At 62.5% G+C, this 12,469-nt stretch carries 9 protein-coding genes; 8 read left to right on the plus strand and 1 reads right to left on the minus strand.

All coding sequences use genetic code 11. The annotated features are described in order from the left end of the window. Positions 1 to 8: 8 nt before the first annotated feature. Entirely contained in the window at positions 9 to 2,690 is a 2,682-nt protein-coding gene (locus LWF01_RS16500; RefSeq protein WP_349638461.1) for a LuxR C-terminal-related transcriptional regulator, read from the minus strand. 339 nt (positions 2,691 to 3,029) lie between these two features. Between LWF01_RS16500 and LWF01_RS16505 the strand changes: the two genes are divergently transcribed. The 8 genes from LWF01_RS16505 (at position 3,030) to LWF01_RS16540 (ending at position 12,374) form a co-directional block, all read left to right on the plus strand. Continuing rightward, positions 3,030 to 3,707 (plus strand): PepSY domain-containing protein, encoded by a 678-nt coding sequence (locus LWF01_RS16505; RefSeq protein ID WP_349638462.1) that lies wholly within the window; start codon positions 3,030 to 3,032, stop codon positions 3,705 to 3,707. 370 nt (positions 3,708 to 4,077) lie between these two features. Then, positions 4,078 to 4,869: an ABC transporter ATP-binding protein gene (locus tag LWF01_RS16510; protein ID WP_349638463.1), complete on the plus strand. Its 792-nt coding sequence runs from the start codon at positions 4,078 to 4,080 to the stop codon at positions 4,867 to 4,869. Continuing rightward, a complete protein-coding gene (locus LWF01_RS16515; RefSeq protein ID WP_349638464.1) occupies positions 4,866 to 5,714 on the plus strand; it encodes an ABC transporter permease in 849 nt (282 codons plus the stop codon). The genes LWF01_RS16510 and LWF01_RS16515 overlap by 4 nt, the downstream gene beginning before the upstream one ends. Further along, positions 5,707 to 6,495, plus strand: a complete 789-nt coding sequence (locus tag LWF01_RS16520; RefSeq protein ID WP_349638465.1) for an ABC transporter permease — start codon at positions 5,707 to 5,709, stop codon at positions 6,493 to 6,495. Before LWF01_RS16515 ends, LWF01_RS16520 begins: the two co-directional genes overlap by 8 nt. Before the next feature lie 6 nt (positions 6,496 to 6,501). Next, positions 6,502 to 7,893, plus strand: a complete 1,392-nt coding sequence (locus LWF01_RS16525; RefSeq protein ID WP_349638466.1) for an amidase — start codon at positions 6,502 to 6,504, stop codon at positions 7,891 to 7,893. Between the two features lie 84 nt (positions 7,894 to 7,977). Further along, entirely contained in the window at positions 7,978 to 9,075 is a 1,098-nt protein-coding gene (locus tag LWF01_RS16530; RefSeq protein WP_349638467.1) for an ABC transporter substrate-binding protein, read from the plus strand. A 72-nt stretch (positions 9,076 to 9,147) separates the two neighbouring features. Continuing rightward, positions 9,148 to 10,806 carry a thiamine pyrophosphate-binding protein gene (locus LWF01_RS16535; RefSeq protein WP_349638468.1) on the plus strand — a complete coding sequence of 553 codons (1,659 nt, stop codon included), beginning with the start codon at positions 9,148 to 9,150 and terminating at the stop codon, positions 10,804 to 10,806. 71 nt (positions 10,807 to 10,877) lie between these two features. Next, on the plus strand, positions 10,878 to 12,374 hold the full coding sequence (locus LWF01_RS16540) for an aldehyde dehydrogenase family protein (protein ID WP_349638469.1): 1,497 nt from the start codon (positions 10,878 to 10,880) through the stop codon (positions 12,372 to 12,374). The last annotated feature ends 95 nt before the right edge of the window (positions 12,375 to 12,469 follow it).

Genomic DNA, 12,469 nt, shown 5'->3' on the forward strand with positions numbered 1-12,469 from the left:
GTCAGCACCTAGTTCGCGGTTACCCGGTAATCGCGAGCCATCAGCGCGGTCAGTTGCGAACGCGACTTCACATCCAGCTTCCGGTAGATGCTGGTCAGCCGAACCTCGACTGTTCGCACCGAAACGTAGAGTTCGGCGCCAATGTCCTTGTTCCGGTATCCGGCCCGCACCCGCTCGGCAACAAGCCTTTCGGCCTCGGTGAGCTGCGCCAGAGGTGATCCCGCATGCTTCCCGGGCCCATCGCCATCGAGCAATCGCTCGATTTGCCCGACCCAGGCGGTGGCCCCGATCTCGTCGAAGTGGGTTTTCGCGTCGGCCAGCACCTCACGACCCGCACGCGAATGATCAAGCGCGCACAACTGCTTTCCATAACTAAGCAACGTCCGTGCTCGTTCGAGTTCGGAGTCGGCGGGAGATAGTTGCTCCAGTGCAGTCCGATACAGCGCCAGCGACAGCTCACCCGTAGCCAGCAGAGCCCGGCACCTGGCAATCGCAAGTGTGGCCCACCGGGACGGGCTGGTTTCGTTTCGCTCCTCGAAGCTCTCGAGCAGCTGGGCCGCGGCCGGTCGCCGGCCGAGCGCAACGAGCGTTTCCACCAGGTCGGCTTCGTACTGCAATTCGGTCGGATTATTGATGGTCAGGCTGATCTCGCGGGCCCGCATCAAGTACCTGTGCGCCTCGTCGTAGTCCGCCCTCATCAGGGCGAACCGCCCCTGGGATGCCCACAGTTGGGCGGCGCCCGAGGTGTGTTGGCCGCCGTGGGTCAGCTGATGCGCCTCGTCGATAATCGGGCGAGCAAGCTCCGGCCGTCCCTTTGACTGCCAATACCAGGCCGACAGCACTCGGCTCAGGGTTCCATAGATCTCAGGGCCGTCCGGTGTGTTCATCGCCGCTTCGATCGCTTCCCGGGCGCGGCGGTCGTTACCCGCCCGGACTTCGGTCTCGGCGAGGAAGTACTGGCTGATCCGGGCCCAGACAGGCGCGACCTGGGCGCTGTGCGACATCAGAACGGCAAAGACATCCCGCGCAGTGTTGTACCGCTCGGCGTAGGTGAGGCTGCGGGCAACGATTATCAGAACGGTTGGCGACACGTCAGCGAGGCTGTGCAGTCTTAGCTCGTCGTACAACACCAGCGCGCGTTTCGGATCACCTTCGAGCACGCAGATGAACCCCTCCACCGCTCCGTGCAGTTGCAAGGTCTCCGGCGATGCTTCCGCCAGGTATTGGCGTGCCCGGCCAAGCAGGAATCGGCTCGTCCCGGTCTCCCATTTGTCGGCATGGTACAGAGCGGCCAGGGACAGAAGGTGCGCGGCGCCGTCATGGTCGGAGTCGCCAAAGCTATCGAGCGGCCCATGGATGAGGCTGGGCGTGATGGTCTGCGTCTGGGTGTAGTCGAGCCGGATGCGCTGGGTAGCGAGTCGCAGCTGTACGGCGTCGTCGCGGGCCATCCGCTGTGCTCGCTCGATGCACGTGGTCGCGTAGGCGAATTCCGCCTGGCCGAACAACGCTTGCGCGATGTCGGCCAGCACCGCAGCGACGTCGTCATCCTCGGCTCGGAGTGTGAGAGCTCGCTCCACGTGCTCGATCCCGGAGTCGATCGCCCCGTCGTTGATCAGGGTCAATCCTGCGCGCAGCAGCTCGTCTGCGGTGCGCTCGGCGATCTCGACGAAACTGCGGTGCCAGGCGACGGCCAGCCCGTCGTTGATGAGCGACTGCTCGACCATGTTCTGATGAAGCCGCAACCTCTCGCGGGCAGAGATGCTCCAGTACACACACGATCGAACTATCGGTTGTCGAATCCGCACGTACCTTCCGGTTCTGACCACAAGGTCATTGGCGATCAGCTCGCCGAGTCCTTCCCATTCCCCCTCGAATGAGCGCTCTATCGAGCGGCAATGGACGGCATATGCCGTCGAGAGGGTCGCGAGAACTTCTTTGCCTTGTGGGCTCAGGGTCGAAAAGTCCGGACACACCTGCCCGATCGTGACCGGCCCGATCTTCAGGGGGTGGACCAAAGGGTCGCGTCCCGATATCTGACGCAGGCACAGCAGGCGGAGAATCTCCTCCATCGCGAGTGGATGTCCGGCCGCTGTTCCCGCCACGGCACGCACCGTGGACATCGCCGCACCGGCTCCCGCCCATAATCGGGCCAGCTCGATGGAGGCCTGAAGGCCCAAGGGGTCGAGAGTCAGCGTCGGCAGGCCGGCGAACGGACTCTCGGCGGAGGCACTGCGGACCGATGCGATTATCCGCAGACCCGTCCCCTGGACCCGGCGGGAAATATAGCCGATGATCGCCTGGCTGTCCGGATCCATCTGATCGATGTCGTCGATGAAAAGGCTCAGCCATGGGGAGTCAGCGGTTTTCAGGTCGTGGACGATCCGCGCCGCGATCATGAAGTTGTCGGGTTTCCCGGCCTCGGGGCTTTCGATATAGCGTCCCGGATCGGCGTCGCGCGTTTCGCCTACCGCGCCGATAAGCATTGAGAGCCCGGACAGCGGCCAGGTCGCCTCGGTCGGATTGACCCGGACGTGCACCACATTCTCGGATATCCGGCGGCCGGCAGCCTCAGCCAGGAGCGCCGTCTTACCGCAGCCACGGGGCCCGGTTACCAGGAGCGATGACTCGCGCGGTGAGGATACGACGGCGGAGAGCTGTTCCAGCTCCCTGGTTCGGCTGACGAACGACATCGACTCACCTCACTCCCAATCCTAGCTAGCAGCAGGTAAACCTAGCTACCAGCAGATTTTCACCCTATGTTGTTGAAGGGTGAACCACAGCCCTCCGGAAGTCACAATGTGGATTTCCACATAGGCTCTGCGGGTATTGGCTGCGTGCTTGTCCGGTGGCAGACGAACCGATCCTGGGGCGCATCTGGCCTAAGCGGCATGCGTGGAAAGTTCGACGGAATCGATCCGGGCCTGGAAACAGCCCGGCCCCGCTCCCGCCGATGCCGGGGCGACCGGCGTAGCTTGGATAGTAACTAAACAGCGCACGGTTGCGCGCACCCAGCGGAAGGACTGATCGACATGGCAATGTTTAGCCGAACCGATACACAACCGTCCTGGGGCGACGCACTTCACCGACCGGGACGGAAGCTACTGCTAGCCAGCTGCCTGGCGGTAGCGCTCACCGGCTGCGGGAACTCGGGCGACGACGACGGCTCGGAGCCGGCCCCGTCGTCCGAAACCAGCACCACAGCCACCGGCGACTCCTCGGCCCCAACGAGTGGTGAGGCGACGACGCAGCCCAGTGCTGAGGCGTCCCTCGCGCTCGAGGATGCGGGAGCGGCCGCCTTGAAGGCGGTCCCCGACAGCACGCTGATCTCGATCGAGACCGAAGAGCGGCGCGCGGTCTGGGAGGTGCAGGTCGTCACCAGCGACGGCACCGAGCACGAGATGCTGATCTCCAGGTCCGACGGCAGCGTGACCGAGGGCCCGACGAAGGAGGATGACGACGCAGCGGACAAAGCGAAGCATCAGGACCGGGTCAAGGCAGCCAAGCTGGACTACCGTGCGGCCGCCAAGGCAATGCGGGATGCCGTCGCCGACGCCGAGATAACGGAACTCAACCTCGACACCTATCGTGGCAAGACGGTGTGGGAGGGCGACCTCGCCGGAAGCGGCGGCACCAAGCACTCGGTCAAGATCGACGCCGCCTCAGGCGAGGTCATCGCGAACACTACTGGCGGCGAAGACGACGACTGAGCGAGCAGCCCGGCAGCGGCACCGATGGCGGCGGGACGCTTTCTCGGCGGAACCGCCGACAAACAAGCCGCCCTCAGCGTGAAAGGGTCCCGTCGGCCCTTGATTAGCAGTGTCACCTGCTGACTCTCACCGGATACCAACGCCGGGAAGCCTCCCAGATCGATCCTGCCCTGGCAGAAGCGCGCCCGCATATCAGCCGCATCAATGACGGTAAGAACCAAATATTATCCAAATATACACATGTAAGTCAGGTAGTTAAGTGCTATAGTTTCGGTAATCAATGACGATTGCGGGCTCCGATGCTTCTGCCTTTTCCCACAAAAACCGCTTCGCCGGGCTGCGCTGGGCGCTACACTAGGGCGGCCTGGGCATGGTAGCTGCGATCGAGATTACCGGCGTCCAGAAGGTCTTCTCTGCCAAAGGTGCAGATCCGGTTATCGCCCTCGAGGATGTCTCCCTCGCGGTGAATCCGGGAGAGTTCGTCTCGATCATCGGCCCGAGTGGATGCGGCAAGAGCACCCTGCTTTACATCATCGCCGGCTTCACCAAGTTCGATCGCGGCTCGGTGAAGGTGAACAGCTCTGAGGTTTCCGGCCCCGGGACGGACCGCGGGATCGTCTTTCAGGAGTACGCTCTCTTTCCCTGGCTCACAGTGCTTGGCAACACCATGTACGGGCTGCGTCATCGCGGACTGTCCAAGAACGAACAGCGAGAGGTAGCGGAGCAGCGCATCCGTGACATCGGACTGGTGGGCTTCGAGCATCGGTACCCCAAGGAGCTTTCCGGTGGGATGAAGCAGCGCGTTGCCATTGCACGCACCCTCGCCTGCGATCCCGACATACTGCTCCTCGACGAGCCGTTCGGAGCGCTGGATTCCCAGACCAGAGAGGTCATGCAGGACCAATTGCTCCGGATCTGGCAGGAGACCGGAAAAACAGTGTTGATGGTCACCCATGATGTCGGGGAGGCCGTGTTCTGCTCACAGCGACTGATTGTGATGTATGCCAGGCCGGGAAGGGTGAAAAGCGAGGTCGACGTCGATATTGATCGGAGCAAACCGAGGGAGTTCGTGATGGTCTCCGACGAGTTCAACAGCATCCGCAACGACGTCTGGCTATCGGTGCGCGAAGAGGTGGAACTCACCACCAGGATGACGCCATGACAACGCCGGTCGGTACAGAGCACTTGCCGGGGACTGCCGCGAGATCGAGGCACGTTCCGTCTTCAAAAGCCGCGAGCACCGTGCTTGGCGTCCTCAAATACGGTGCTCCGCTGGCCATTCTGGCAGGCCTCTGGCAGCTGCTGTCCTGGGCCGGCATCCTGAATCCGAAAACCGTCCCCTCGTTCTTCTCGGTAGTCAGCGCAGGCGCCGATCTCGTCGCCGAAGCCGAGATCTTCCATCACTTGATCGTCACCGTTTACCGGGCCGAAGCAGGTCTTCTGCTCGGTGTGGTGCTCGGCGTGGCACTCGGGCTTGCAATGGCCCGGGTTCGGGCGCTGTACGCGGTGTCGTATCCACTCGTCGCACTGACCTACACCTTGCCGAAGACGGCGCTCATCCCCATCGTCTTCCTCTGGCTCGGAGTAGGCGATGCGTCGAGCATCTTCGTCGTATTCATCGGCGCATTCGTGCCGATCGTGATCACGACGTTCCATGGTGCCGAGTCGGTACCGGAGGTTTTCGTGTGGTCAGCACAGTCGATGGGGACGTCGAAAAGGCGGCTGCTCTGGACCGTCATCTTCCCGGCCGCGCTGCCCCAGATCCTCAACGGAGTTCGGATCGCACAGGCGTTCAGCATCGTAATCGTCATCTCGGCGGAGATGGTCGCATCCTACGTCGGAGTCGGCAGGTTCATATTCCTCTTCGGAGAAGCGGGCAATTACAACTACATGTTCGCGTCGATCTTCATCGTGATCATCGCGGCATTCGTTCTGGACCAGCTCTTCCTCGCGCTCAAAGGCTGGCTTCTTCGCTGGACTGAAAAGGACGGTGCGAGCGGTGCATAGGGGCGGCGTTTCCTTCGCGATGCACAGGCTCACCGGCCTGCTTCCGATCCTTGCGGTCGCGGTGCTCTGGGAAGCAGTCAGCCGGCTGGGCCTGACATCGCCCGTCCTCCTTCCGCCATTCTCCGTTGTCATCCAGCGCCTGGCGAGACTGACAGTGACGGGCGAACTACCGTGGGCGCTTTGGGTAACTACCTATCGCTCATTCATTGGACTGTTCATCGCCGCGGTCGTCGGGATGGCGGTTGGCCTGGCAATGGCTCGGGTGTTGTCCGTGCGTTGGTTCTTCAATCCGGTCGTGGCGGTTGGGTTTCCGCTGCCCACCATTACGCTGCTACCCGCGTTCACCATATGGTTCGGCTCCGGCGACGAGTCAAAGATCTGGCTGGTGGCGCTCACTTGCTTCTTTCCTATCGCTGTGTCGACATTCGAGGGCGCGCGCAATATGAACAGACAGCTACTGTGGTCGGCGCAATCGATGGGGAGCCACGGTATCGCTCTGTTCAGAAGGGTCATCCTTCCCGCCTCAGTTCCTTTCGTGTTCAGCGGCGTCCGGGTCGCACTGCCACTCGCCGTCATCGTCACCTTCGTGGCCGAGATGGTTGGCGGAGGGGGTGGCCTCGGATTCCTGCTCATCTACGGCTACCGCTTCCTCCAGACACCAACAGTGCTTGCCGCGCTTGTGGCGGTCCTCATCTTCGGTGTGCTGCTCGATCAACTCCTGCTCTGGAGCCGGCGCGTGTTCCTGCCATGGGATGCAAGCGATCGAGCCCGGGATGGTTGATATCAGATGGACGAGACGCTGTTCTTCGAATCAGCTGCCGGGATCGCCGCTCGCATACGCCGCGGAGAGCTTTCTTCGTCCGAGTTCACACTCGCGCTCATCGACCGAATCCGCGAGAGCCAGCTCAATGCCTACTGCACGGTGGCAGCCAGCGCAGTTGACGCAGCCCGGCGAGCGGATTCGGTCGTCGCCGCGGGCGAGGAGACCACGAAATTTCCCCTCCTCGGGGTGCCGGTTTCAGTCAAGGACAATATCGAGACGGCTGGCATTCGCACCAGTTATGGTTCCCGCGTCTTCGCCGAGTACGTTCCCGACTCTGATGCCGTCTGCGTCCGGCGGCTAAAGGCGGCTGGTGCCGTGATCATCGGGAAGACGGCCTTACCTGAGTTCGCAACCAAGGGCGTCGTGGACTCACCGCTCCTGGGAATCACCCGTAATCCATGGGATCTGACCAAGGTGGTCGGAGGCTCCAGCGGTGGGGCAGCCGCGGCGGTGGCAGCCGGACTCGGCCCGCTTGCCGTCGGAAACGACCAAGCTGGATCCATCCGGATGCCGGCAGCGCTGTGCGGAGTCGCAGGCCTGAAACCGACAGGCGGGAGGATCCCCTTCGCACCGAATCTCTTTCCCTGGGATCAGCTCTTCCACGTCGGCCTGATCAGCAGGACGGTTGACGATCTGGAGCTTGGGCTCGGCGTGCTCGAAGGGCTGGATCCTGACGATCCCCTGTCGGTTCCAGCGGTCGATCTTCCGCTCAGGCACGCAGGGCGGCTATCGGTGGCATGGAGTTCCTCGATCGGATTCGCCACGATTGAGCCCGAGGTGCTCAGCATCGTCCGAGAGGCCCTCACTGATATCGGCTCCACAGCCGATGTCGAGGAAGTCGGGATCGATCTGAGCCCGGCAGCTCTCGCCTATTCCATCTTGGTTCCGTTCAAGCGTGCTATCGAAACCGGCAACCGACTCGACGAGTGGGCGGATCGAATGGACCCGGAAGTGGTCGACTACATCCGGCTTGGCCAGAAGATGGGCGTTGACGACGTGCGGACGGGACTCAGGGCACGAAGCGCGGTCTACGTCGAAACCGAACGGGTGCTGGGTGAGTACGACTTCATCGTGACCCCCACCCTTTCGGTCCCTGCGTTCGAGATCGGGCTGACGGGCCCGAGCGTTATCGATGGCGTTCCGACGACCTCATTCCGGGACTGGTTCCCGTATACCTACCCCTTCAATCTCTCGGGTCATCCGGCAGTCTCAGTGCCGGCGGGATTCACGGCAGATGGCCTCCCAGTCGGCATTCAGATCGTTGGCAAGCGATTCTCGGACCGAGCCGTGCTCGCGCTTGCACGCGTTATCGAGGCTGCGCGCCCGTGGGCGAGTACCCGTCCGCCATTCAGATAGCAGCAGGCCGCCAGGTATGAACCGCTCATTTCAACTTCGACAACCGAGCAAACCCGCTCGGCAGCACCAAGAAAGGACACAGCCATGAAAATCCATTCGAAGTCACAGAATGGGGTCCGCCCGGGTGCGGCAACCAATCGCCGTACCTTCGGCCTCTCGGCAGCCTGTCTGGTGATGCTGCTGATCACCGCCGGCTGTTCGCCTGGCGGAAACAGCGGGGCCGGCGGAGGACCGGTCGATATCCACTTCTCCACCGGTGGCGCCCTCCCGCCAAACGAGCAAGAGGCGGCGATCTTCAACGGCGAGCTGGAGGACAAGGGCGTTGTGAAGGGCAACGGAGAGGACTACAGGTTGGAGATGACGTTCGCCAAAGGTACTCCCGAGGCGCAGAGCTTACTGGTTGCAGGCGAGGTCGAATTTGCCACGCTCGCCTTCAGCACAATCGCCTCGGCCCAGCAGCAGAACGCAGTGCCTGACGGCTTCTCCATTGTGGCCGGCCATTTCATCGATGGCTATCCTGGCAAATTCTCGAACACCTACCTTGTCAAGGAAGACAGTGGCATCGACTCGGTCAAAGATCTGAAGGGAAAGAACATCGGGGTGAACTCGGTCGGTACCGCCGTCGATGTCATTTTCAGGAATGCACTCATCAAGGCGGGGCTCGATCCCGAGAGCGATGTCAGGTTCGTCGAGATCGGCTTCGGTGCGATGGGCCAGGCATTACGGGACGGACGGATCGACGTCGGCTCGATGGTCCAGCCCTTCTCGGAACAGGAGATGCAGGAGGGCGGTGTCAAGGTGCTCACCACGGCGAAGGAATCGGTTGGGGAGAATTCGGCTATCGCCGTGGTCGCGCGAAACGACTTCCTGAAGGAAAACCCCGAGGCCGCAAAGTCCTTCCTGGCGGATTGGGTGAGCGGTATCAAATGGCTCGATGACCCGGCGAATCGCGACGAAGCCATGAAGATCATTTCCGACGTCTCCAAAACCCCGGTGGATGTTCTGGACCTCTTCTACGGAACTGAGAAGGACTACTACCGGAACCCAGATGCCTGCCCCAGCGCTACAGCTCTTCAGGCTGGGGTGGACGCAATGGTGAAGGTCGGCTACCTGGAGAACACGGTGGATATGAAGTCGCTCGTCGACACCTCGTATCTGCCTGATCCTGATGCCTGCACGTAGTCGCCAGCCCGTCCGTCCGGCGACGGGCGGACGGTTCACACAGATCACACCGAGGGAAGCGGGAGAACGTGAATGAAGACCTATCAGGCTGTTCTCGAGTATCTCGAATCTACCGGCGTCAGGCATTTCGCCGGAATGGTGGGTTCGACGAGCGCCCCGTACGTGGTCGGCGTGGCCGCGAGCAGCCAAGCCCGCTACATACCGGTCCGTCATGAACAGGTGGCTGCCGCCATCATCGACGCGACGGGCCGGCTCGACCGGAAGCCCGGCTGCCTGCTTGTCCACGGCGCGTCAGGGGCCCTCGCAGCAAGTTTGGGGATCGCCGCTGCGGCCCGGGACTCCGTTCCCATGCTGGTACTGAGCGCGACTCAGGAGCGGATCGCCATGGAACGCTCCTACTGGCAGACCCAGGACGTGCTGCGTCCAATGAGCGCCTTTGTGAAATGGCAGACGAGGGTCGAGCGTCCGGACCACGCCGTAGCTGCCGTGCGCACAGCCCTGCGGGCCGCGGTCTCCGGCAAGCCCGGAGTGGCGCAGGTTGACCTCCCCATCGACGTGTCGACCGCGGAGTTCGACGGGGAGCCAATCATGGAAAAACCCGAACGCGACGCCTATCGGGTTTGGCCGGATCCGACGGCTGTGGTCGAAGCAGCCAGTCTCGTGGGCAAGGCTCGACGCCTCGTCATCCTTGTCGGCGGGGGCGCGGTGGCGGCCGGCGCAGCAGACGCAATCACCACGCTTGCCGAAAAGCTGCACGCCCCGGTCGTCAACACGCCGACCTCACGCGGCGTGATAGCGGAGGATCATGAACTCTCCTTCGGCCCATCGGGCATCCTCGGCTACGCTCCTGCGGATCGGGTTGTTTCGGAGGCGGATACCGTCCTCGCCATTGGTTCGCGGATCTCCGATCTGCAGACGGCGCGCGGCACCCTCCTAGCGTCGGAGGCGGTGGTCATTCAGGTCGACATCGAGCCGACGTCCCTGGCCAAGGAGCGGCCAATCACCTTGGAGATCGTGTCGGACGCTGGAACTTTCACCCACCAGCTCCTTCAGCAACCCGGGATAGCCGAGCCGTCCGTTCCGGCATCGCGATACGAGTGGGTAGCGTCGCTCTCCCGAAACCGTCAGGAGTGGTTCGAAGCATGGCTAGCTTCCGACGGCGGCTCCAGCCTGGTTCAGCCCACCGAGATCATCAATGAACTGATCCGGCAGGCGCCGCGGGACGCCATATTCACTCACGGGGCGGGAGATCACGGCTTTTACGGCTACGCAGTGCCGGTTCGTGAACCAGGAACGCATCTGGTCTCGGCGGCGCTCGGCGCTCTGGGCTGCGCGCTTGGCTACGCGATGGGGGCAAAGCTCGCGCGTCCCGAGCAGACCGTCATCGCGTGCGTGGGCGACGGAGAGTTCATGCTGCAACTCGGGGACCTCGAGACGATGGTGAGGGAGAATCTTCCCGCCGTTGTCATCGTGTTCAACAATTTCAGTCTCGGCTCGCAGCGCAAGCGTCTCGAGCTTTACGGGGAGCCGTTCGGCGTCGAACACGGCAATCCCGACTTCGCTCGGCTTGCCGAGCTTTTCGGTGCCGACGGATACCGGATCGACAAGCCGGGGCAGGTTGCGGAAACGCTGGCCGCTGCACTGGATTCCGGCCGTCCGACCGTGATCGACGTAATTGTCGACCCGGCCGCCCGCCCACCGCGTATCGCAATCAGCCGAGAGGCACATTGAGCCCGTAGGCAGTTGTGGCATCGGGCCGGTTATGCAGCAGAGCAATGAACTGGATGAGAAGAGGAGTGACGATGAGCGAGCAGACAAGCCGTATGCGGCTGACCGATCCGGATGCGGTGCGGTCCCACGATTGGCGCCTGATAGTTGGCGGCGAGCCGAGGCCGGCGATAAGCGGCCGGATGTACGACAACATCAGCCCGGTTACTGAGGACGTCGTCTGCCGGCTGCCCGACGGCGGAGAGGAGGACGTGGAAGCGGCGGTGCGGCTGGGGCAGGCCGCCGCCAGGGACTGGGCAAGGCGTGCCCCCAGGGAGCGCGGCGAGATCGTCCGTGGTCTCGCAACGATCGTGCGGGAGCATAGCGGAGAGCTGGCAGCGCTGGATGCTATCGACGTAGGCAACGCGTACACGCCGATGCTGGGTGACGTCGAGATGGGGGCCGATTCCCTTGAGTTCATGGCGGATGCGGCACTGTTTCTCTCCGGTGAGACATACAACGACATGACCTCGCATCTGCATTACACGCGGCGGGAACCTTTCGGCGTCGTCGCGCGGATCGTCGCCTTCAACCATCCAGTGATGTTCGCCATTCAGAAGATCGCCGCGCCGCTGGTCGCCGGCAACGCAGTGATTCTGAAGCCCTCCGACAACAGCGCGCTGTCGGCCCTGAGGATGGGGGAGCTTTTCCAGGACGTCCTGCCGAAGGGTTTACTAAGCGTGCTGGTCGGCAAGGGCCCGGATCTCCCTCGAGCGATCGTCCGCCACCCAGATGTCAAGAGGATCGGATTCATCGGCAGTGAACTCACCGGACGGGCGATTCAGCGGGATGCCGCCGACGTAGCCGTCAAGGACATCTCTCTCGAGTTGGGTGGCAAGAACGCGATCATCGTTTGCTCCGACGTGGACATGGCGGCGGCAGCGGAGGGGGTTGTGAAGGGGATGAACTTCCGTGGCTGGCAGAGCCAGTCCTGCAGCTCGACCAGCCGCCTTTTCGTCCATCAGGACATCGCCGACGAATTGCTGGACGAGGTAGTTCGTCTGATTGCCGGAATTCGGATCGGCAATCCGCTGGACCCCTCGACGGAGATGGGAACCCTTGCGAGTCAGGCTCAGTTCGACAAGACGCTGCGCTACGTGGACATGGCAAGGGAGGACGGCGCAGTACTGGTGACGGGCGGAGGACGGCCTGAGAATGTGGGTGACCGCGGCTATTACGTGTCGCCAACCGTCTTCGACCAGGTGGATCCCGGAAGCGGGATTGCACGCGAGGAGGTTTTCGGCCCGGTCTTGTCAGCCTTCAGGTGGCAGGACGAGGCAGAAGTGGTGCGGCTCGCAAACTCGGTGCGTTACGGACTGACCGGAGCGATCTGGAGCAACTCCATTTCACGGGCCCACCTGCTCGCACACGAGCTGGACACCGGGTACATCTGGATCAACGACGCCGCCTCGCACTACACGGGCATCCCCTTCGGTGGTTACAAAGGGTCCGGAATTGGGAAAGAGGAGTCAGTCGACGAGCTGATCAGCTACACCCAGGTGAAGACCATCAATCTTCGCCTAGCGCCTTAATCCCAGCCAGGCATAAGACAGAGCTATGAACATTATAGAAACAATCACTTTGTCCGATTGATTCGGCCAACTTAGTATGGATGAATGAGGCAACC

Source organism: Saxibacter everestensis (assembly GCF_025787225.1).
Classification (GTDB): Bacteria; Actinomycetota; Actinomycetes; order Actinomycetales; family Brevibacteriaceae; genus Saxibacter; species Saxibacter everestensis.

Excerpts from the sequence above, each read along its gene's own strand:
- LWF01_RS16510 (WP_349638463.1), top strand. The coding sequence starts at position 4,078 with ATGGTAGCTGCGATCGAGATTACCGGCGTCCAGAAGGTCTTCTCTGCC.
- LWF01_RS16500 (WP_349638461.1), bottom strand. The coding sequence starts at position 2,690 with ATGTCGTTCGTCAGCCGAACCAGGGAGCTGGAACAGCTCTCCGCCGTC.
- LWF01_RS16535 (WP_349638468.1), top strand. The coding sequence starts at position 9,148 with ATGAAGACCTATCAGGCTGTTCTCGAGTATCTCGAATCTACCGGCGTC.
- LWF01_RS16505 (WP_349638462.1), top strand. The coding sequence starts at position 3,030 with ATGGCAATGTTTAGCCGAACCGATACACAACCGTCCTGGGGCGACGCA.
- LWF01_RS16540 (WP_349638469.1), top strand. The coding sequence starts at position 10,878 with ATGAGCGAGCAGACAAGCCGTATGCGGCTGACCGATCCGGATGCGGTG.
- LWF01_RS16525 (WP_349638466.1), top strand. The coding sequence starts at position 6,502 with ATGGACGAGACGCTGTTCTTCGAATCAGCTGCCGGGATCGCCGCTCGC.
- LWF01_RS16530 (WP_349638467.1), top strand. The coding sequence starts at position 7,978 with ATGAAAATCCATTCGAAGTCACAGAATGGGGTCCGCCCGGGTGCGGCA.
- LWF01_RS16515 (WP_349638464.1), top strand. The coding sequence starts at position 4,866 with ATGACAACGCCGGTCGGTACAGAGCACTTGCCGGGGACTGCCGCGAGA.